Annotated in this window: 18 protein-coding genes and 2 tRNA genes; 8 read left to right on the top strand and 12 right to left on the bottom strand. The window is 45.2% G+C overall.

The window, feature by feature from the left end:
• Nucleotides 1-99: 99 nt before the first annotated feature.
• Nucleotides 100-480, top strand: coding sequence for an aspartate 1-decarboxylase (gene panD / locus L0G63_RS05845; protein WP_045443274.1), 381 nt, complete (start codon nucleotides 100-102; stop codon nucleotides 478-480).
• Between the two features lie 188 nt (nucleotides 481-668).
• Complete coding sequence (locus tag L0G63_RS05840; protein ID WP_301449794.1) at nucleotides 669-1,655, top strand: calcium/sodium antiporter; 987 nt, start codon at nucleotides 669-671, stop codon at nucleotides 1,653-1,655.
• 139 nt (nucleotides 1,656-1,794) lie between these two features.
• On the opposite strand, the gene L0G63_RS05835 is transcribed toward L0G63_RS05840, so the two are convergent.
• From L0G63_RS05835 to L0G63_RS05825, 3 genes are all read right to left on the bottom strand, one after another.
• The gene (locus L0G63_RS05835; protein WP_301449793.1) at nucleotides 1,795-2,457 is read right to left on the bottom strand and encodes an RDD family protein; all 663 of its coding nucleotides are present in this window, start codon (nucleotides 2,455-2,457) and stop codon (nucleotides 1,795-1,797) included.
• Between the two features lie 234 nt (nucleotides 2,458-2,691).
• Nucleotides 2,692-2,768, bottom strand: a tRNA-Arg gene (locus L0G63_RS05830).
• Nucleotides 2,769-2,951: 183 nt separating this feature from the next.
• Nucleotides 2,952-3,041 (bottom strand) — tRNA-Ser (locus L0G63_RS05825).
• Nucleotides 3,042-3,386: 345 nt separating this feature from the next.
• Here L0G63_RS05825 and L0G63_RS05820 point away from each other — a divergent pair.
• Nucleotides 3,387-4,181 (top strand): hydroxymethylpyrimidine/phosphomethylpyrimidine kinase, encoded by a 795-nt coding sequence (locus L0G63_RS05820; protein ID WP_301449792.1) that lies wholly within the window; start codon nucleotides 3,387-3,389, stop codon nucleotides 4,179-4,181.
• Nucleotides 4,182-4,312: 131 nt separating this feature from the next.
• On the opposite strand, the gene L0G63_RS05815 is transcribed toward L0G63_RS05820, so the two are convergent.
• Both L0G63_RS05815 and proC read right to left on the bottom strand, forming a co-directional pair.
• Nucleotides 4,313-4,882, bottom strand: coding sequence for a YggT family protein (locus tag L0G63_RS05815; protein ID WP_301449791.1), 570 nt, complete (start codon nucleotides 4,880-4,882; stop codon nucleotides 4,313-4,315).
• 142 nt (nucleotides 4,883-5,024) lie between these two features.
• The gene (gene proC / locus L0G63_RS05810) at nucleotides 5,025-5,858 is read right to left on the bottom strand and encodes a pyrroline-5-carboxylate reductase (RefSeq protein ID WP_301449790.1); all 834 of its coding nucleotides are present in this window, start codon (nucleotides 5,856-5,858) and stop codon (nucleotides 5,025-5,027) included.
• 219 nt (nucleotides 5,859-6,077) lie between these two features.
• On the opposite strand from proC, the gene L0G63_RS05805 reads away from it, so the two are divergent.
• Nucleotides 6,078-6,590: a GNAT family N-acetyltransferase gene (locus tag L0G63_RS05805; RefSeq protein WP_301449789.1), complete on the top strand. Its 513-nt coding sequence runs from the start codon at nucleotides 6,078-6,080 to the stop codon at nucleotides 6,588-6,590.
• A 15-nt stretch (nucleotides 6,591-6,605) separates the two neighbouring features.
• Here the strand turns inward: L0G63_RS05805 and tilS are convergent, their stop codons facing one another.
• The 3 genes from tilS to ppx form a co-directional block, all read right to left on the bottom strand.
• Nucleotides 6,606-8,168: a tRNA lysidine(34) synthetase TilS gene (tilS, locus tag L0G63_RS05800; RefSeq protein ID WP_301449788.1), complete on the bottom strand. Its 1,563-nt coding sequence runs from the start codon at nucleotides 8,166-8,168 to the stop codon at nucleotides 6,606-6,608.
• A gap of 166 nt (nucleotides 8,169-8,334) precedes the next feature.
• Complete coding sequence (locus tag L0G63_RS05795) at nucleotides 8,335-9,138, bottom strand: acetyl-CoA carboxylase carboxyltransferase subunit alpha (RefSeq protein ID WP_301449787.1); 804 nt, start codon at nucleotides 9,136-9,138, stop codon at nucleotides 8,335-8,337.
• A gap of 165 nt (nucleotides 9,139-9,303) precedes the next feature.
• Entirely contained in the window at nucleotides 9,304-10,866 is a 1,563-nt protein-coding gene (ppx, locus tag L0G63_RS05790) for an exopolyphosphatase (protein ID WP_301449786.1), read from the bottom strand.
• A gap of 467 nt (nucleotides 10,867-11,333) precedes the next feature.
• On the opposite strand from ppx, the gene L0G63_RS05785 reads away from it, so the two are divergent.
• Nucleotides 11,334-11,684, top strand: coding sequence for a DUF962 domain-containing protein (locus tag L0G63_RS05785; protein WP_301449814.1), 351 nt, complete (start codon nucleotides 11,334-11,336; stop codon nucleotides 11,682-11,684).
• 50 nt (nucleotides 11,685-11,734) lie between these two features.
• On the opposite strand, the gene hemL is transcribed toward L0G63_RS05785, so the two are convergent.
• Together hemL and L0G63_RS05775 are read right to left on the bottom strand one after the other, a co-directional pair.
• Nucleotides 11,735-13,036 carry a glutamate-1-semialdehyde 2,1-aminomutase gene (gene hemL / locus L0G63_RS05780; RefSeq protein ID WP_301449785.1) on the bottom strand — a complete coding sequence of 434 codons (1,302 nt, stop codon included), beginning with the start codon at nucleotides 13,034-13,036 and terminating at the stop codon, nucleotides 11,735-11,737.
• A gap of 106 nt (nucleotides 13,037-13,142) precedes the next feature.
• Nucleotides 13,143-13,496 carry a zinc ribbon domain-containing protein YjdM gene (locus tag L0G63_RS05775; RefSeq protein WP_301449813.1) on the bottom strand — a complete coding sequence of 118 codons (354 nt, stop codon included), beginning with the start codon at nucleotides 13,494-13,496 and terminating at the stop codon, nucleotides 13,143-13,145.
• Nucleotides 13,497-13,808: 312 nt separating this feature from the next.
• Between L0G63_RS05775 and L0G63_RS05770 the strand changes: the two genes are divergently transcribed.
• Nucleotides 13,809-14,561: a folate-binding protein YgfZ gene (locus tag L0G63_RS05770; protein WP_301449784.1), complete on the top strand. Its 753-nt coding sequence runs from the start codon at nucleotides 13,809-13,811 to the stop codon at nucleotides 14,559-14,561.
• 91 nt (nucleotides 14,562-14,652) lie between these two features.
• Nucleotides 14,653-15,978: a D-amino acid dehydrogenase gene (locus tag L0G63_RS05765; RefSeq protein ID WP_301449783.1), complete on the top strand. Its 1,326-nt coding sequence runs from the start codon at nucleotides 14,653-14,655 to the stop codon at nucleotides 15,976-15,978.
• Between the two features lie 90 nt (nucleotides 15,979-16,068).
• Here the strand turns inward: L0G63_RS05765 and L0G63_RS05760 are convergent, their stop codons facing one another.
• Complete coding sequence (locus tag L0G63_RS05760) at nucleotides 16,069-18,264, bottom strand: molybdopterin oxidoreductase family protein (protein ID WP_301449782.1); 2,196 nt, start codon at nucleotides 18,262-18,264, stop codon at nucleotides 16,069-16,071.
• A gap of 48 nt (nucleotides 18,265-18,312) precedes the next feature.
• Nucleotides 18,313-19,014 (bottom strand): TetR/AcrR family transcriptional regulator, encoded by a 702-nt coding sequence (locus tag L0G63_RS05755; RefSeq protein WP_301449781.1) that lies wholly within the window; start codon nucleotides 19,012-19,014, stop codon nucleotides 18,313-18,315.
• A gap of 720 nt (nucleotides 19,015-19,734) precedes the next feature.
• Here L0G63_RS05755 and L0G63_RS05750 point away from each other — a divergent pair.
• Nucleotides 19,735-19,938 (top strand): CsbD family protein, encoded by a 204-nt coding sequence (locus tag L0G63_RS05750; RefSeq protein ID WP_186475252.1) that lies wholly within the window; start codon nucleotides 19,735-19,737, stop codon nucleotides 19,936-19,938.
• The last annotated feature ends 194 nt before the right edge of the window (nucleotides 19,939-20,132 follow it).

The raw sequence follows: 20,132 nt of genomic DNA, 5'->3' as shown, positions 1-20,132 counted from the left end.
ATATTACCTCTATAGTAATAGCCTTTTATTTTGGTAGGTTTGTCCCCATTAACCTTTTGATTTAGTTATTTAATATCAGTTACGCTAAGGAAGCAACCTATGCTACTTAATATGCTTAAATGCAAATTACACCGTGCTCGCGTTACCCACGCTGAGCTTCATTATGAAGGCTCATGTGGTATCGATGGTGATCTGCTGGACCTTGCCGGTCTACGTGAAAACGAATCTATCGATATCTATAATGTGACCAATGGCAAGCGCTTTCGTACCTATGCTATTCGTGCTGAGGCAGGCTCTGGTATTATCTCGCTAAACGGTGCAGCAGCACACATGGCAGACCTAGGCGACATCGTGATCATCTGTGCTTACGCGCATTTTGATGAAGTGGAAGCAGCAACGTATCAGCCGAAACTGGTCTACTGCAACGAAGACAACACGGTGAAAGACACAGCAAATATTATCCCTGTACAAGTTGCTTAATATGACAGGACGGTAAGTTTTTGGTAAGTCAAAAGTAAACACAAAGTTACTGCTTTGAATTAACTGCTATTATTACTAAAAATCTCGATGCTATGAGGAAAGCTGAATCTAAATCAAGATTCGGCTTTTTTTGTGCGATTTTTATTTATTAAACTCACATTTTTTATCATACATAAGGAATCATACTGATGTGGTTGGCGGTGATTGCAATACTGATTGGGTTAGCAATTTTGGTTTGGAGTGCTGATGTTTTTATTGACGGAGCAACAGCATTGGCAAAGAAGTTTAGTGTGCCAAGCTTCTTAATTGGGGTATTAATATTGGGCATCGGCACATCAGCACCTGAGATGGTCGTGTCAGTATTAGCAGCGTTAGAAGGCAGTCCTGAGCTGGCTTTAGGCAATGCTTATGGCTCAAATATTATCAATATTGCCTTAGTACTGGGTGCAACCGTACTGATTAGCCCCATTATCATTCGTAAGGGCATCGTAAAGCGCGACTTGCCCCTACTACTGCTAATCACTGTCATCGCCGCTTGGCAGCTACGTGATGGCATATTGAGCCAAGTGGATGGTCTAATATTGCTTGTATTGTTGATTGCGGTATTGGGATTACAGATCGTATTGAGCATTCGTGAGGGCTATCATGAGCATGAAGAGGACATTGATAATGCAGATTCAGATGCGACAGAGCCAAGCGTAGCGCGTGGACTTGGTAGCTTACTGCTCGGTATGCTGATGCTAGTAATCAGCTCGCGGGCGATCGTTTGGGGAGCGGTCGAATTGGCAACGCTCTGGGGGCTGAGTGAGCTCATCATTGGCTTGACGATTGTTGCGGTTGGTACATCACTGCCTGAGCTGGTATCAAGCATGTCAGCAGCGCGTAAAGGCGAACACGATATGGCACTAGGTAATATCATTGGTTCGAATGTTTTTAATACGTTAGCGGTCGTAGGCCTAGCAACGGTCATTGCCCCGATTGCTGCTGATCCAGTGATTTTGTCACGTGATGTGATGGCAATGGGGCTACTGACGGTATTACTCGTTGCACTGTGCGTGTTTGCCTTTACCACGAAGCGTCAATTCGGTCGCACATCAGGCGCTACGTTGGTACTGTTTTTTGTCGGCTATACAGCATGGCTGATTCAAAGCGTTAGTATAGTTAATCCTCTTTAAAAGAGTGACAGCGTTAACCTCGCTTGCAGTATTGCATATACATCTGCACTCGGTTGCCTTTTCTCTCTTTTAAACTAAATCAACTATATATAATTTTTCACTTTTATATGTTTTGAGCCTTGCTGGCTATTTTATAATCCTAAGACTTTTTCTTACGATTTTTAAAACCGCGCCATAACCCTTCATGTGCCACTTTTGGCATTTTTAGGGTAATGGTGTTGGATAGCAAATCTTGTACTGCCAGACCGCGAGGGTTGAACAGACAAAACACATAGTTGAATACCAATCCCAAAAACGCGCTCGCAAGCAAGGCGGCGCGTGACCCATCGATCAGACTACCAATAATACCAAAAATCAGCGGCATCAAACACGCCGCCAAGATACGTTTGAAAGACTGTCCCCACGTGAGCCACTGACCCGCGTCATTAATGGTTTTGAGCCGCCATGTCTGCATCCCAAGCGTCTGACCACCACGGCGCCAAAATATGCCGTAGAAAGCCACCAGTGTCAGAACAAACGACGGCGTCATAATAGCGTTTTGATACCAGACCGGTAGCGACTGCGCCTGTGAAGACTCGGTACCCGTCTCCATCGTTAACAGCGTGCCAACTACGGTCAATATCGTACCCACCAAAAATAACAATGCCAAAATCAACATACCATCATACAGAATGGCCACGACACGAACCATGGGTTTGGCAATGGTGGGCGCTTCATTAGGATCTTGCTGCGCAAAAGCGCTCGGTTGCAGCTTTGATTTATTGACAGATTTTGACGAGCGTTTAGAGGAACTTTTTGACATGGTACAAGCTCATAGCAAGCAGTGAATAATAACGCTATTGTACCGTAAATGACTGGTCTATCGTACATTATCCTAGATGGCCGTCTAATCATATTGACTATAGTTGCAAAGCGATTGACAGCAAGTCACCAGTACAAAGCCATCAAGCCACGTGATAGATTACAAAAATGACAGACATAAAAGAAATCGCCAATTGTCATAATGACAGGCGATTGATTTAGTTGATTATGCAAATGGTGCGCTTGGAGAGATTCGAACTCCCGACCCCTTAGTTCGTAGCCAAGTGCTCTATCCAACTGAGCTACAAGCGCGTACTTTGCAAATCATTTACCAAGTTGTTAAAAACAATTTCAGTAAACTAGGTTGGCTATTATATAGATAATATCGCTTGTGTCAACATTTTTTCTAATTAAAAACAAAATATTTTTTGATTTAATTATTAAGAATGTTCAACGCAATATGCTGCGTTACTACTCTAATAATAACTGAATAAATGGCGGTGAAGGAGGGATTCGAACCCTCGATACGCTTACACGTATGGTTCCTTAGCAGGGAACTGGTTTCAGCCACTCACCCACTTCACCTAACGATTTAAGACATTTATAAAAATAAACACAGTATTGATGCTAGCAATACGTCTTATGTCGTGGGCGAGTATTATAACAAAGCCAAAACGAATTGCAAGCGTTGTCTGCCGATTTAATGAGGCTTTTCTCATAATTATCGATATAAATGCTTTTCTCGCCTTTTAATACTTAAAATTACGCCATATTGCAAAAAAATGCCACTGCTAAATTGATGATTCAGAACAGTCTCATTTGTTTTGATATTTTATACTTAATCTATAGGTACTAGACTGAGATAGATTTTTTGGCAGTAGGTGGCTATAGTATTTATCACTGATTATAAAATACCTAAAAGGAGCGGTTATGCGACCTGTCGTACTGTGTTTTTCTGGACTGGATCCCTCAGGCGGTGCTGGATTACAAGCGGACATTGAAGCCATCGGTCAATCTGGTGCGCATGCGGCTATTGCTTGTACGGCAGTCACAATTCAAAGCTCACAGCAGGTATTTGGCTTTGAGGCGTGCGCTGCCTCCTTAGTGCAAGCACAGGCCACTGCGGTGCTTGACGATTTACCTGTCAAAGCCATCAAGTCTGGTATGCTTGGTACAACTGACAATATCGCCATGCTAACCCAGTTGTTTGCTGAGCAAATAATAAGCCCTGATACCCCGTTTGTATTAGACCCTGTATTAGTCGCCAATAGCGGTGGCAGCTTGGGCGATGAGAAAACGCTGGTCAGTGCGTTTAGGCAGCTGCTACCCTATGCCACCTTGATTACACCCAATACGCATGAACTGCGCGCGCTGAGCGGCGAGCAGGATTTGCACAGTGGTGCCAAAAAACTATGTGCGCAAAGCGTTCATGCGGTGTTGGTAAAAACCTCTCATGATTTTGACAGCGGTGATATCGAGCAGTATTTATATATAGAGGGCGAGATGGTACATAAGAGCATCTTAACGCGCTTAGAGGGTGAATTTCATGGCTCAGGATGTTCGCTTGCCAGCTTTATCGCTGGGCGTTTGGCCATGGGAGATGATTTGATTGATGCGGTAAAATCCGCAGATAATTGGATTACCCAGACATTGCGCGCAGCTGACGACCCGCACCCTGATGATGCTCAGGCGCAATTAATACCCAATCGCTTTATCCACTCTTAATGTCTTTATAAAGTAACAACATAAAGTATTAACGTTCATCAATAGCAGACATAAAAAAGGCGCTCTATATTTTATAGTGCGCCTTTTGGCATGGGATGCGTTATTTATTCTCTGTGATTTAGAGATACCAATTATCCTAGCATTGGCATGAAGTTTGCCGACAAGCCGCCGATGAAGATCTCAAGCAGATAGAATACAAAAAAAGCAATCATCGGTGACAAATCAAGCATGCCTAAGTTTGGCGTAATACGACGAAACGGCTCTAGTATCGGCTCCGCTAAGCTCATAATAATACCAATAATAGGATGCTGGGATTGGGTAAACACCACGATCCAGCTGACGATAATAGACCCAATCACCAAGTAGCGACACATACGTAAAAAATCTAACACTAGGCTGATCGTACCCGTGAAAAATAGCGGCACAGGCGCAATCCCTTGATGCGTCAAGGCCGCTTTTCCAGAGATATCAATCAGACGAATCAAAAACATCAGGACAATAGCAGCAATACTAATACGGCCCTGTCCTACCGTTGGGAAAATACGTCCAAACACATCAACGATGTGGGTCGCTTTATAGGCAGGCGCAATCATCGGATTGCGCGCATCCATCCCTGCAAATTGCAGCATAAAGCGAATAAACACCAGCATCATTGCAAATGTGGTGACCAAATCAAAAGTTTGAAATAATACGTTGTTCATGAAGGGCTACTCAATGCGACATTATTGACAGATTCTAGGATGAAAAATGTCATGATCAGATGCGAATCATCATACAATACAGGTCAGCTGTTGAGCCTGACCTACTTTTTGGGTCGTTACTTACTTAATTGCTAATCAATAACTATTTACTCATCTCTTCACTGAGTGCTTGGCTACGATCATAGCACGCTTGCATGGCTTCACCGATTTGGCGACCAATCTCATTGGCTTGCATAGACTCAACAGCGGCTTGGGTAGTACCATTTGGAGACGTCACTTTGCGGCGCAGCTCAGCAGGCGCATCCTCACTATTCATGGCCATTTTTGCCGCACCAAGCATGGTTTGCATGGCAAGTGCTGAGGCTTGTTCTTTATCAAGCCCTAATGCCACTGCGCCATCGACCATCGATTCGATGAAATAAAACATATACGCTGGCGCTGAGCCTGACACGGCAGTCACAGCATGCATATGTTCTTCATCATCAACCCACATGACCAGTCCTGAGGCTTCCATCACCGCCGTTGCCAGCTCTTTTTGTTCGGCTGAGATATTATCTGTACCGTAGAGACCCGTCGCCCCCATCTGAATCATGGAAGGCGTGTTTGGCATGGCGCGCACGATATTACTATAGCCGCCCAGCATGCTAGATAATAGGTCAGTTGACAGACCTGCAGCAACCGAGATGACCAACTGATTGTCCAATGCCTCAGCAAAAGCACCAACCACCACTTTCATCATTTGTGGTTTTACTGCCAGTACCACGATATCAGCACCGACCACAGCTGCTTTGGCATCCGCCATTGGATCAACGGTGTTTAGACCTTTAGCGGCTAGTTGCTCACGGATATCGCTGCTAGGATCGGCGACCGTGATTAGACTTGGTTTGATGCCGCAGCCCACAAGACCGCTGATAAGCGCTTGTGCCATATTTCCACCACCGATGAAGCTGATTTTCTTATTATCTAATACCGACATACTTGTCTCCTAGTCACAAAATTCAAAAGTATTCAACTTAACATATTGATATATAAAACGACACTCAGTTTAGCATACTGCCACTATGACCGTTTGATAAATTCCTGTCATCTACAATCGTATTAAACCTAATTGAAACACGGAATTAACATCGACTATAACGCGGTTTAGCTGTTAGATTACCAATGCATGCTTATAAAATACGCTGTAGGGTCACATATGTTTTCTATTCGAAAAGCCGCGCAAAAAGATTATTCAGACATCGCAAAGGTGCATGTCCACAGTTGGCATGATACCTACCGAGACCTTTTGCCCTTGTCTTATATCAATGAGACGAACAACCTAGCTAAAAAAATAGCCATGTGGGAGCTGATATTGCGGCATCCTCAGGTAGAGGTCTGGTTGGCAGAAGAGGATAACCATCAAATAGTAGGTTTCATCGGTTACCATGCCCAAGATGAGCGCTGCGAAATCACGACGTTGTACATTCTGCCGGGTTATCATCATCAAGGTATGGGCAGTGCTCTGATGGACACATCGTGGCAAGAGATAACCGCTACCAAGACATTATCGCACTTTTATCTATGGGTTTTAGAGACCAATATCAAAGCCATTAATTTTTATAAAAAACATGGCTTTGAGCAGAGTGCAGAGCGTCACGAGGAGATATATGAAAACGCCAAAATAGTAGATATTAAAATGATAAAAAATACGGATCCTTCAACTACCTAAATAGTTTTGATTAATTTACTCAACTGCACTTAGTCTATTATTAAAAACATCATCGATATCACTATCAAGCCTTTCGATAATGCTCGACGAATTATTTGCTAGTACCCAACTATCAAAGGGCGATAATAATAAGATGGGAATCTCATTTTCAGTGTGTTCTTTATCTAAAAATGCCACGCTAACTACAATCAAGCTTTCTCGCAGCCACAACGGAATACCCAGCGTTTGATACAGTTTTTTGCCTGACTGTGGACGAGTCGCCAGTGACGTCTGCACACGCTGTTTGCGATTTAATGGCCTTATCTTTAACACAGCATCAAATGCTGTCTCATCTATACGACTTTCTATCAGTCTTGTCAGCGCATCTGGATATACTTGCAGCTGCCAGATGTAATCTTCACTGCGACGAGCCGTCAGTACTACCAAGCCCGCCTCTGCTGAGTCATGATCTGTCAAATTTGAACCAGATAATGGTTGTTCTTGCTCTAGCAGTGGACTATCTAGCCAAGATAACCATGAACTGCTCAGGCGGTAGAGCGCTTGGCGATAGCGTCGAACAACATAGGATTGCGTACGAGCTTGCCAAAATAGCTCAGTTTGGTGATCATGATCATTACGCTGAGTAAGACTCCATACATCATCGACGAGCTGCTTAGCAGGTGGTAAAGGCTCATCCTGACCCAGCCAATGATGAAGCAGTTGCCGCTGGCGATAAATGGGCAATGCTTGCAGAGCATCAATATTGAGTACGCGCTGTGCAGCTGGCTGCTGTAGCTTTTCATTAGCCGTCTGCTGCATATCTTGCTCAGCTTGAGCATTGACTGTGGCTTGCGCATCGCCTAATAGCTGCGCACTACGGGCAATATTATCAATGACATTGGGGTTATAAGTTGCTAGTACTGGCATGATATCGCGGCGCAGTCCGCTACGTACATTGTCGCCGCTGTCATTAGTCGGATCATCGATATAAGGCAATGCTAAGCGCTTGGCATAGGCACTGATCGCGGCGCGCCTCACCGTGAGCCAAGGTCGCCATAATACATGGTGTCGCCCATGCTGCGTTTGCACTCGCCATGGCTGCATACCTGACAGACCATTCACGCCAGCGCCTTGGATCAAGCGCATCAGCACCGTTTCGGCTTGGTCGTCGGCGTGATGCCCTAGTAGCAGTACGTCATCTTGATTGATATGCGCCCGCATGACGTTATAGCGGGCTTGCCGCGCGGCCTGCTCATCATGACCTGTCACTTGTGCTTTTAGGATACAACAAGGTATCTGCTGCACCTTAGCCCAATTCGCGACATGCGCGGCCCAGTGCTGACTATCGGCTTGCAACCCATGATCAACATGTAATAGCTGCGGTAAGCACGGCAGCCTGCCTTGCCGATAGAGCTGCACACACAGCGCCGCGAGCGCCAATGAGTCACGCCCACCACTGCAAGCCAGCCATAGACGACGACCATGCAGCTGCTCACTATAGTCTGACATACTATCCAATAATGCATCTGCCAACGTCTCATCAATTGGCAAATCACTGATTGGTTTAATAGGATAGGGCAGAATGGCACTATTAATCATAATTGGCCTTAGCTGTCAGATAAATAAGTTGCGAGATAAGGGAGTGGTCACAAAATGCATGGATGTAAAATGCATAAGACATAAAAAAACGCGCCATTAAATGACACGTTTTATTTTAGCATTAAGACTCAAACTCGAATATAAAAAACTTAGCACATGCTTTGGATTAACAAGGCAACATCACTTCTGAATTAAACGTCTTTAGTTTTTCATAACGTTGCTCACAGCGCTCTTGAGGATCCAAATCTTTGATTTCATCGAGCTGCTCACTAATCAATGCCTTTAATGCGTTCATCACTGGTTGTGGCTGCACATGTGCGCCCTCACCTTCATCGATGACGGCATCAATCAAGCCTAGCTGATAAAGGTTGATGGCATTCAATTTCAGAGCTTCACTGGCATCTGGTGCTTTTTCAGCGGTTTTCCATAGAATAGAAGCACAGCCTTCAGGAGAGATGACCGAGTAGATGCTGTTTTGTAGCATATTAACTTTGTCACCAACACCGATAGCGAGCGCCCCACCTGAACCACCTTCACCGATAATGGTCACAATAACAGGCACTTGTAGGCTTGAGAATACCGCGATGCTCTCAGCAATCGCTTGCGCTTGGCCACGCTCTTCTGCACCAACACCAGGATAGGCACCTTGGGTATCGACAAAAGTCATCACAGGGATGTTAAAGCGCTCCGCCATTTTGACCAAACGAATCACTTTGCGATAGCCTTCAGGATTGGCCATACCAAAATTATGAGCAATACGCTCTCGAGTACTGCGACCACGATGCTGACCGATCACCATCACTGGCTGACCATCAAAACGCGCCAAACCACCCAAAATGGCTTTGTCATCGGCAAAAGCACGGTCACCATGCAACTCGTCAAATTCTGTAAAAAGCTGATTAACATAGTCCATAAATAATGGACGCTTGGCATGTCGTGCAAGCTGCACACTCTCCCAGACAGTGCTCATAGATGCTTCCCTTTAATCATTATACTTAATGTATTTATGTTTAAGAATAATATCGTTATCAGTATTCAGATAATGAAAGTACAGTTGTAAACTGAGTAGAAGCTATAGTAGCACATCTTATATGGCATGACATTACCGACGACATCGGTTTTGTTACGTTAGTCTTTAACTCGATATGGACAATGGTAACGGTTCAGTTGCTTGCGCCTCTACCACACTAAGCTGCACGCCCCACTTGGCAAACTGGTCAATCTCTGTACGTAAATCAGCCAGCAAGAACGCATAATGCTCGCTGCTATCAGCCACCGTGATTTGCCATTCGCTATCACTGATGACCTTTAATTCTAATTCTGGCAATTTATAATCACTGCGGCTATGATGCGCGAGTACCGCAAGGCGTAGCAATAAGCAGAGATAAACGAGCGAGTTTCCCCCGATCTGACAGGTCTGCTCGAACATATCGGCTTTGAGCTTACGGCGATGGTTGAGCATCAACTGCGCCATACGCTTTTGATCCACTTGCGAGAACCCTGGAATATCAGAATACTCAAGCAAATACGCGCTGTGCTTATGATAACTGCTATGACTGATCGCAAGGCCAATCTCATGCAAAAACGCGGCGCGTCTGAGTAAGTCACAGTCATCGCTTGTTAGGGCAAGCTTATCTTTTACTTGCTCAAACAGGTTACGACTGGTCTTTACCACTTGTTTGGCTTGCTTTTTGTCGCCTGAATAACGCTTGATAAGCGCAAGCACACTGCGGTCACGCACATCTTCGCTCGCAAAACGCCCCAGCATGTCATACATCACGCCTTCACGTAATGCCCCATCTGAGTAGGTGATGGTTTCAACGCCCAGCACTTTCATCACCGCACGCAAGACTGCCACACCTGCGGGAAATACCGCTTTACGGTGGTCTTTGACGCCTTCTAGCTCGATATCATCAATATTGCCAATCTTAAGCAGCAATCGCTCTAGTTTTTTGACGCCTTTATAAGTAATGCGTTCTTGCTCATCGGCCCAGCCTTTGGACACAAGGACATTGCGCACCGCTTTGATCGTCCCACTTGAGCCGACCACACTGCTCCAGCCGGTCTTTTGGTAACGACCATTGATTGCCAGTACTTCTTTGCGCGCGCCTGAAATCGCATTGTTAAAAGCCTCTTTGGTAATGAGGCCGTCAGCAAAGTACTTTTGTGTGAATGCCACGCAGCCCATTTGTAAGCTTTCCGTCAATAAAGGATCAAACTCTTGACCGATGATAAATTCTGTCGAGCCACCACCGATATCAATGACCAAGCGCTTGTCGCTACTCTCATTGGTATGCGAGACGCCCAAATAAATCAAGCGTGCCTCTTCGCGCCCAGCGATAATCTCAATAGGTTTTGGCAAAATTTTATTGGCTTTTGCAATAAAATCGTTGGCATTTTTGGCTTGGCGCAAGGCGTTGGTCGCAACCACACGAATACGCTCTGGCGGTACAGAATCCAAGCGTGCCACAAACCGACTCAAACAATCAAGACCACGCTGTTCGGCTGTCTCACTTAAGATTTTGCGTTCATCCAGTCCAGCAGCGAGCTGTACTTTTTCAGACATAGAGACTACTTTGCGCACTTCCCCATGATCAAGACGGGCAATGGCTAAGTGAAAACTGTTGGAACCAATATCAATGGCTGCCATCATTTCATCATCGCCGAGTGGCGGGTTTGTAAGATAGTCAGTAGGCATAAGGCAAAGTGTCACCATGTTAGAGAGAGTGGGTAGTTTATCAAAATCAGGTACAACATAGGTACAAAATCATAAATATAGAAAAAGCAGCCGCCACACAAATCTAGGCCATTTTGCCATTAAAGCATTTATCCTAAATACGCGCAAGCAACGTAAAATGCTTATTGAGGCATTCAAAACCAGTCATAAAAACCATCAGCACCAAGCTCACATCCAGCGCTTGTATTAGTCATATCGGTTTGCTACATTAAAAGCTTGTCATATAATCATAAAAATATGATAAAAAACCGTTATTTACTGTTTTTACATCGGTATAAATCACATCCAAGCCCATCAATTATTTACCTAAAAACTGCCGACAATGGATAGTCGATCAACTCACTAGCAAGGACGCTAACCGCATGAATCAAACAACCGAAAAAAATGCGACCGAAACCGCTAATACCCACAACAGCACCAGAACGGATATGATAAAAACTGAAGCGTCACCCAAGCAGGCGTTTTATGATTTTTATTTAGACGAGCATCAAAACATGGCTTGTCGCCGCTTGCATTTCGCAGGTAGCAGCTTTGGCTTGTTAGGGTTGGCAAAGTCTATCAAAACTGGCTCGGCAAAGCCGTTAGCAAAAGGTATCGCTGCCGGATATGCTTGTGCTTGGGTCGGACATTTTTTCTTTGAAAAAAACAAACCGGCCTCGTTTAAATTTCCCCTAAAAAGTTTTGCTAGCGACTTTCGGATGTATAGCGATGTCTTGCGTGGCAATTTAAGCCTAAAAGATCGCAAATATGACAAACGCACAAAAAAACCAGCATCATAATTTACTTATGAATGCTGGTTTATCTTTTAAACGCCTAAGATTTGAGAGATTTAACCCTTTGCCATCTCTGCAAATATTTCATCAGCAGCACTAATCGATGCATCGATATCTTCATTACTGTGCTTGATTGACATAAAGCCTGCTTCATACGCAGACGGCGCCAAGTAGATACCGCGATCTAACATACCGTGGAAGAAGGTATTGAACACCTCCATGTCGCACTCTGTCACATCATCAAAGTTACTTGGGGTTTTGGTATCAGCGTCTTTGACAAAGAACATACCAAACATGCCGCCCAATTTATTGGTGCGCAGATTGATGCCATGCTTATCCGCCGCCGCTTGGAAACCATCGACCAGATGATCGACTTTAGCAGATAGATCGTCGTAAAAGCCTTCTGCCGTTAAGTCTTCAAACATCGCGATACCAGCACGCATCGCAAGTGGGTTACCTGATAGCGTACCCGCTTGATAGACGCCGCCAAGTGGCGCGATACAAGACATGATTTCTTCTTTACCACCAAACGCACCAACTGGTAGACCTGCACCAATGATTTTGCCAAAACAGGTCAAATCAGGCGTGATACCGAAGTGTGCTTGCGCGCCGCCAAGACCCACGCGGAATCCTGTCATGACTTCATCAAAAATCAATACTGCACCATGCTCAGTACACTGGGCACGCAACGTGTTATGGAACTCTTGCGCTGGAATAACCATATTCATGTTGCCAGCGATAGGCTCCAAGATTACACAAGCAATCTCGTCGCCCCATTTTTCAAAGCAGTCTTTGATCGCTTGCGGATCATTATAAGGAATCGTGATCGTGTGCTTCGCAAAATCGGCTGGGACGCCTTTAGACGTTGGCTCACCGATATCAAGCATGCCTGAGCCTGCTTTGACAAGTAAACTGTCTGAATGGCCATGATAGCAGCCTTCAAACTTGACGATTTTGTCACGCTGAGTATAACCGCGTGCCAAACGAATCGCACTCATGGTCGCCTCAGTCCCCGAGCTGGTCATGCGAATCATCTCAACGCTCGGAACGAGCTCACAGATTTTGTCAGCGACCGTGGTTTCAAACGGCGTTGGTGTCCCAAAGCTTAAGCCATCATCGGCGGCTTGTTTGACAGCGTCGATGACTTTTGGATGCGCATGACCCAAAATCATTGGGCCCCAAGAACCCACATAATCAATATAGGCATTGTCTTCGGTGTCATAAATCTTGCTGCCATCAGCGCGGTGCATAAAAATTGGCGTACCACCGACCCCTGCAAAGGCGCGGACGGGTGAATTAACGCCGCCTGGAATATGTTTGCGAGCTTGGGCAAAAAGCTGTTCGTTTTTAGTACTCATAGCTATTCTCTATTTATAGGTTTTATATTCTGTCAGTTCTGTATTTTCTAAATGTCGTCAGTCTTATATTTGTTTATTATCGAATCTTTCAAGACATTTTTACAATTTACGCTTTTTTGACGACAGAAGATTTGAGCTTCATTGGGCCATAGCCATCGAGTTTACAATCAATATCGTGACCATCGGTCGCATCTGGCAGCAGGCGAATACTTTTCGCTTTAGTTCCAATCTTGATGACAAGTGAAGAGCCTTTCACCTTTAAATCTTTGATCACGGTCACCGCATCGCCGTCCTGTAACTCATTGCCAACCGCATCACGAATGACGGTATCTTGCTCTTCCGCTTGTGCCGCATCCGTCTCAGCCGCCGTCCACTCGTGAGCGCACATCGGACATACCAGTAACGCACCATCTTCATACGTATATTCAGCATCACATTTTGGGCAATTTGGTAAGCTCATCATATCCTCGGCAGTCATCGGGTATTAGGGTTGTTATAGAGCGCCCATTGTACCGCAACTCGCCATTTTTAACCAATTTGTACCGTTGAAAATGGCGTACTACGCCCAATTTAATGCTTAACCCACACTTAAGCGCCCCACTTAGTAGTGACGTTTTTGTGATAGCGTTTTTGTGGTACTCTTCTTAACCTTATTGACATTTATTCTGACAGGTTTTGTCAGTGAAAAAGCACCTCTATAATTTTTATTTTTATCACTTCGATTTTGTCTCTAGACCTCAATAATGAAGCTTTCAGTAGAAGGATAACAACAATGACACAATCTCCAAACCCCTCAGCATTGCCGCAGTTTTCGCAGCTGACCATTCAAGGCGAGGATGCCGAAAAATTCCTGCAAGGGCAATTGACCTGCGATGTCACCAAACTTGGGCTTAGCTATCAAGCAGCGGCTATTTGTAATCTAAAAGGTCGTATTGAATTTGGCATTTGGATCAAAAAACAAGCCGAAAAGCACTACGATGTGGTCATCAGCAGCGATTGTGCAGATGCCTTACAAGCTCATTTAAAAAAGTTTGGCGCGTTTTCTAAATTTGACACCAGTGCACCAGCTACCATTTACCCTTGTGTGCTGGCAGATGCGCCAACCTTTAGCCATAAAGACGATCACAATACCGCTAAAGACACGCAGGATTGGATGGCATGCAGCCTAGCGACTGGTAATTACTGGATTGTCGCGGCAACTCAAGGTGAGTTTCAGCCGCAAGAGCTGCGCCTGCATCAGCGTGGCGGCATGGACTATGATAAAGGCTGTTATTTGGGCCAAGAAGTCATCGCCCGTATTTATTTTAAATCTGCGCCCAAAGCGTTTTTGCATTATGTCAAAGGCACAGGCACGCTCCCCGCAGCAGGCGACAAACTCGATAAAATCCAAGTGGTCAATGCGATGGAAAATGACAATGGATTTATAGCCCTTGTCGTGGCACGTCCTGAGCAATTGGCAGAAAGCGATTTGAATATATTGGACTTGCCAGCCGCACTACAGGTGGATGTTGCGCGCCCAAAGTAAAATCAGGCTGAAACAAATAGGCGGCGCAGCAACGGTGATGGCAAGCTAATACACGGCTGCCGTCATGATTAACATGAGCATAGAGAATCCCATGACACATATTGCGGTACTCGGAGCAGGCGTGGTGGGCGTAACCACCGCATGGTATCTACGTCAAGCAGGCTATGATGTGACCGTGATCGAGCGCGAATCGGCGGCAGGGATGCAGACGTCCTTTGCCAATGGTGGTCAAATATCGGTCTCTCATGCGACGCCGTGGGCCAATCCTACCACCCCGATGAAAGCGCTCAAATGGTTGTTTAAAGAGGATGCACCGCTGTTATTCCGTCTGCGTGCGGATAAGGATCAGCTCAAATGGGCGATGCAGTTTTTGCAAGAGTGCCGCGCCGATAGAGCCGATGCCAATCTGGTACAAATGGTACGCTTGGGATTGTATTCTCGCGATACGCTGCAGCAACTACGCGCCGATATCGGTATCAATTATGAGCAGCAAACGCGCGGTATCATGCACTTTTATACCAGCCAAGCGGAGTTTGATGCCGCTATCGAACCCACTGAGCGTATGCAAGCGCTGGGCTGTGAGCGCCATGTGATTGACATCAATAATGCCGTTAACTTGGAACCTGCCCTCTATCCCATTGCACATAAACTCACAGGCGCAACCTATACTAGCCGCGACGAATCGGGCAACGCACATCTGTTTACGCAGCGTTTAGCACAGCGCTGCGTCGATGCGGGTGTCACATTTTTATATGATACAGAGATCCTAGCGCTCAATACCGATGCCGACTCTGTACGTCCACATGTACACAGTATTACCATTCGCCCAAAAGGTGAAAATGCGCAAACCTTTAGCGCTGATAGTCACGTGGTCGCGCTAGGTAGCTATAGCGTTCCTCTATTAAAATCTTTGGGCATTCACGTGCCTATTTTTCCAGCAAAGGGCTATTCGGCCACCTATACCGTCAATCCACGTGCGCCGCATTTAGCGCCTTTTGTTAGCCTGATTGATGATGAGTTTAAGCTGGTGACCTCGCGGCTGGGTGATAAATTGCGAGTCGCGGGCACCGCAGAGTTTAATGGTTATAATTTAGACCTAAATGCCACGCGCTGTGAGGCCATTACGCGCCGCGTGCAGCAATTATTTCCAAAAGGTATCATCGCAAATTCGGTTCAATATTGGACAGGACTGCGCCCCATGACCCCGTCGAACGTACCTTTGATTGGTCGTGCGCATTGCGGTCAAGTCAAACATGGTAGCCATAACGCGTCAGCCACTTTTGACAATCTATGGCTCAATACGGGGCATGGCACATTAGGCTGGACGCATGCTTGTGGCTCCGCAAAAGCGATTAGCTTATTGATACAAGGAGAAACGCCCAGCGTTGATTTTGATTTTGTCGGCATGAGTGTTTAATCGGATCAGTGATATATTCAGATTGCAAACAAAAAAGGCGCTCACTTTACGTGAACGCTTCTTTTTTATGTCTACAATTTATAATTAACTTTATGCTACTTCACTTTCCGCTACAGTCTCTTTAGCAGTAGATAAGCTATTTACATCTATATCCAACGCCTCTAATTGCACAGGCACGCCATTGACGGCGGCATTACCACTCAACTGATCAATCAAGGTATCATCTGTTAAGTCATTGACACTGACACCGGCATGCGCTTGCGCAATCTTCTGCTTGACGCCTTTACGTCCGTGACCAAAGCCATGCGGAATACTCACGACGCCTGGCATCAACTCATCGGTAACTTCTGCTGCAATGGCCACACTGCCTACGCGAGAGGTCACTTTCACGTCTTGCCCGTCTACAATACCGTGCTGTGCTGCTGTTTCTGGATGCAGCATTAGTGTACAACGCGACTTACCTTTCACCAATCGATAACTATTGTGCAGCCATGAGTTGTTGCTACGTACTTGGCGACGACCAATGAGCAAAATCTCTTGATCATCGTACTGCTGCATCATCTCTTTGACCCGTGCCAAATCTGCCTGATAAAAATCAACATTGAGATTGATTTGCTTATCGGCATGCTTGATTGCCTCTGGCAACATACGATGCAATGGTCCTAAATCAATACCGTGTGGATTGTCTATCAGCGCATCCAATGTGACGTCTTTATAAGGTCCGTACTTGAGACCTTGGTCAAGTAAGAATTTCGGTCCAAAGGCTTTTGTCGCGGCACGTTCTTTTTGTACCGCTTCTGGCGCGTCTTTGTCCAAGCGATCGGCAAGCTCTAGATAAATCTCCCAGTCGTGCTTTTCATTGTCCGTTTTGCTAAATAAGGCAGGCGAGTATTTGGCAACGTTATGTACAGCAAAACCATTAAACGTAATGTCGTAATGGTCACGCTCGAGTGGCGAGACGGGCGGCAGGATAATATTGGCATGACGGCTGGTCTCAGTCACAAAGTAATCAAGCGACACCATAAACTCAAGCCCTGATAAGGCCTCATCTAGCTTTTCGCCATTTGGCGTGCTAAGGACAGGGTTTCCCGCGATACTCATAAAGCCTTTTAACTGCCCTTCTCCTGCGAATAACATCTCATCTGCCATCGCAACCACTGGATATTCGCCATTAAAATCAGGTAGATTACTCACGCGGCTATGGCGTTTGCCCAAATAACCTGGGCCCGAGCTATTGACCACATCGACCGCAGGATTGGGGAACATGAGTCCGCCCACTTCATCTAAGCGTCCTGTCACGATATTGATAACCATGGACAGATATTGGCTCAGCAAACCAAATTCTTGCACTGAGATACCCATACGACCATAACAGACTGAGCTTTCGGCTTCACAAAACTCTTTGACGATGCGTTTGATTTCATCAGCAGTAATACCAGTAATCTTTGCCACCGACTCAGGTGTGAATCCTTCTGCAAATGATTCAATACGATCAATCTCTGGCGCCAGCGCTGCCACTCGGCTATCTACTTTGGCGTAGCCTTGGGCGTAGATTTCATTGAGCATGGCAAGTAACAGCAATACATCTGTCGCTGGGCGAATAAAGTGATGCTCGCTAGCAATATCTGCGGTTTCGGTGCGTCTTGGGTCGATCACCACCACTTTGCCATCGCGTGCTTTGATGTCTTTGAGCTTTTGGCGCATGTTGGGCGCGGTCATGATACTGCCATTAGAGGCCAGCGGGTTGCCACCGATGATGAGCATGTACTGTGTGCGATTCACATCAGGGACAGGGATACGCAGCATATGACCAAACAGATGCATGCTGACGATATGGTGCGGCAATTGGTCAATTGAGGTCGCAGAAAAACGACTGCGCGTCTTTAGGCTGGTCAGTAGCTGCTTGATGGTCAGCATACCGCCCATGTTGTGTACGTTAGGATTACCCAGATAGACCCCAAACGCATTTTGACCATATTTTTGCTGAACAAACTGGATACCTGCAGCGACTTTATCTAACGCCTCAATCCAACTGATCGATTTCCAACCATCCGCCGTTCTCTTGACAGGGCCTCGCAAACGATCAGGGTCTTCGTGCAAATCCTGCAAAGCCGTGGCTTTTGGGCAAATATAGCCTTGAGAGAAAGGATCGTTTTTATCCCCTTTAATCGATAAGACTTTTTCGCCATCGTGCTTGATCTCGACCCCGCACATGGCCTCGCATAAAGTACAAGTTCGAAAGTGGATTTGTTCGTTATCCGTCGTACTAGCCGCTGTAGTGGCCATAGTCATACTCCCTTTGGTTTTGATTTATCCTAGCTGTCATGAGATATGTCATGATCCACTATGGTTGCTTCCGTGCAAAAAATTGGCAAATAAGGCATCAAAGCTGGTGCTCAAGGTGGTAATCGCCTGCTCCCTTGAATAACGCTGCTGATGACAGCCCAAGATCAGCTCATGTACTTGTGCAGCTGCCATATCCACACAGAGATTCACCGCACTGCGCTCACAAGTGCGATTAGACAACTGTAATCCCTGCATGAATATCTCTGTCCACTCCTCTTGTATGTCTGCGACCAGATTGCCCAGTCCATTATTGAGTGAGGATTGGTTTTCTATATCGGCAGTGAATCGCGGGCGATCTTCGAGCAAGTGCTGAAATAGCGCGATGTTTCGAAACGCTGAATCAAAAATCAGTGTCAGACATTGACGGCATTGCTGATTGAATTGATCTTTGCTCAGGGCATCGTAGTCTTTGAGCATATTTACCCATGCCAGCCGCATCGGCGATAGATAATTCTCTTTTAGCTGAGCGCTGAGCTCGTTCTGTAGCGCATCCAAGCTATCAAAATGATTATAAAAACTGGGCTGCGCAATGCCAGCGCCTTTAGCCACTTTATTCATACTCATGCCCTGAGCACCCTCTAGGCTATAGAGCCGTAACGCACTTTTTAATAAGGCGCGCCGCGTTCTAGCTTTTGCTTGCTCACGTTTCGACTCTATGGGGGTGTTTGTATTTTGCGCTAATATGTTCAATGCAGAGATATTCCTACTCGATAAACAATGAAATCGATACGTCAGTCAGTTCGCTTAAATCACCCGTGACAAAAATAGGTCAGACAGCCCAACTGCTGATATCTGTTTTTAAGCTAACCGTCTTTTAAGCTAATAGTCATTAAGTTAATGAGCTCTAGAGCGAATAGTTTTTACAGAAGTCGCCGTTTCAACTATAAGGTTATAGTCATTTAAACCATAAGTCTATAGCCAAACACATAGTAGGACTCGTGCTTCACAAAACAGATTAATGCTTCATAAGATCAGCATGTTTGTTTACTATAAATACCCCACCCCCTTTCCCAGTTGACATACGCTACGAGATTGCGCAGTTATCTAGCCCGTATATTTATAGTTCCCCATGTGACACTTACCTTTAGATATCGGTCTCAATTCGATGGACATTACGTACAATAGACGCAATTTACGCATCATTAATACAGTCGGTGAGCAGATAACACACGATGCACGCTCACTATAATTAAGTAACACTATAAACATAGCGTATACAGACAGCTGAATTGAAAAGCCCTATATTAATTATCACAAGATATTTGGTAGCAACCAATGATACTTGTGAACTACTAAAATAAAATAAAAAAAGTAATAAATCAGTAGCTCTAACAAACGATATTCATATCGTCAATAAACTCAAAGACTATTTGATGAAAGTGAATCAAATAAGATAAAAGGAATATAATCATGAATGAGAATACTTTAAAAGGCGAATGGAAACAGATAAAAGGCTCAGTAAAACAAAAATGGGGTGAGCTAACTGATGACGATTTAGATCAAGTGGAAGGTAGCCGTGATAAGCTGGTTGGCCGTGTCCAAGAGCGTTATGGTCATGCCCAAGATCACGCTGAGCGCGAAGTAGATGACTGGCGCCGCGAAAACAATTACTAATCCACTTTTCTTATAAAAGAAAGTTTTCTGAAAAAAAGATATTTCTTTGAAGAAAATAAAAAACCGCATGATAAATTATGCGGCTTTTTTATGTCAGGTAGATAATAATGTTAGTTAGATAATAGTTTAGATAGAGGTTTCGAGACCATCCCGAATTCTGTGTAACTGCCGTTTAGATTAAATGCTTGCTGATA

It is taken from the genome of Psychrobacter sp. (assembly GCF_030454045.1).
In the GTDB taxonomy this organism is placed as follows: Bacteria; Pseudomonadota; Gammaproteobacteria; order Pseudomonadales; family Moraxellaceae; genus Psychrobacter.
This window is presented reverse-complemented; position numbering and strand designations above follow the sequence as displayed.

What these genes read in the sequence shown, in the direction of transcription:
- proC (WP_301449790.1), bottom strand. Translation starts at nt 5,858, where the DNA reads ATGTCGGTATTAGATAATAAGAAAATCAGCTTCATCGGTGGTGGAAAT.
- L0G63_RS05775 (WP_301449813.1), bottom strand. Translation starts at nt 13,496, where the DNA reads ATGAGCTTACCAAATTGCCCAAAATGTGATGCTGAATATACGTATGAA.
- L0G63_RS05750 (WP_186475252.1), top strand. Translation starts at nt 19,735, where the DNA reads ATGAATGAGAATACTTTAAAAGGCGAATGGAAACAGATAAAAGGCTCA.
- L0G63_RS05835 (WP_301449793.1), bottom strand. Translation starts at nt 2,457, where the DNA reads ATGTCAAAAAGTTCCTCTAAACGCTCGTCAAAATCTGTCAATAAATCA.
- ppx (WP_301449786.1), bottom strand. Translation starts at nt 10,866, where the DNA reads ATGCCTACTGACTATCTTACAAACCCGCCACTCGGCGATGATGAAATG.
- L0G63_RS05815 (WP_301449791.1), bottom strand. Translation starts at nt 4,882, where the DNA reads ATGAACAACGTATTATTTCAAACTTTTGATTTGGTCACCACATTTGCA.
- panD (WP_045443274.1), top strand. Translation starts at nt 100, where the DNA reads ATGCTACTTAATATGCTTAAATGCAAATTACACCGTGCTCGCGTTACC.
- L0G63_RS05840 (WP_301449794.1), top strand. Translation starts at nt 669, where the DNA reads ATGTGGTTGGCGGTGATTGCAATACTGATTGGGTTAGCAATTTTGGTT.
- hemL (WP_301449785.1), bottom strand. Translation starts at nt 13,036, where the DNA reads ATGAGTACTAAAAACGAACAGCTTTTTGCCCAAGCTCGCAAACATATT.
- tilS (WP_301449788.1), bottom strand. Translation starts at nt 8,168, where the DNA reads ATGATTAATAGTGCCATTCTGCCCTATCCTATTAAACCAATCAGTGAT.
- L0G63_RS05770 (WP_301449784.1), top strand. Translation starts at nt 13,809, where the DNA reads ATGACACAATCTCCAAACCCCTCAGCATTGCCGCAGTTTTCGCAGCTG.
- L0G63_RS05795 (WP_301449787.1), bottom strand. Translation starts at nt 9,138, where the DNA reads ATGAGCACTGTCTGGGAGAGTGTGCAGCTTGCACGACATGCCAAGCGT.
- L0G63_RS05805 (WP_301449789.1), top strand. Translation starts at nt 6,078, where the DNA reads ATGTTTTCTATTCGAAAAGCCGCGCAAAAAGATTATTCAGACATCGCA.
- L0G63_RS05765 (WP_301449783.1), top strand. Translation starts at nt 14,653, where the DNA reads ATGACACATATTGCGGTACTCGGAGCAGGCGTGGTGGGCGTAACCACC.
- L0G63_RS05785 (WP_301449814.1), top strand. Translation starts at nt 11,334, where the DNA reads ATGATAAAAACTGAAGCGTCACCCAAGCAGGCGTTTTATGATTTTTAT.
- L0G63_RS05760 (WP_301449782.1), bottom strand. Translation starts at nt 18,264, where the DNA reads ATGGCCACTACAGCGGCTAGTACGACGGATAACGAACAAATCCACTTT.
- L0G63_RS05820 (WP_301449792.1), top strand. Translation starts at nt 3,387, where the DNA reads ATGCGACCTGTCGTACTGTGTTTTTCTGGACTGGATCCCTCAGGCGGT.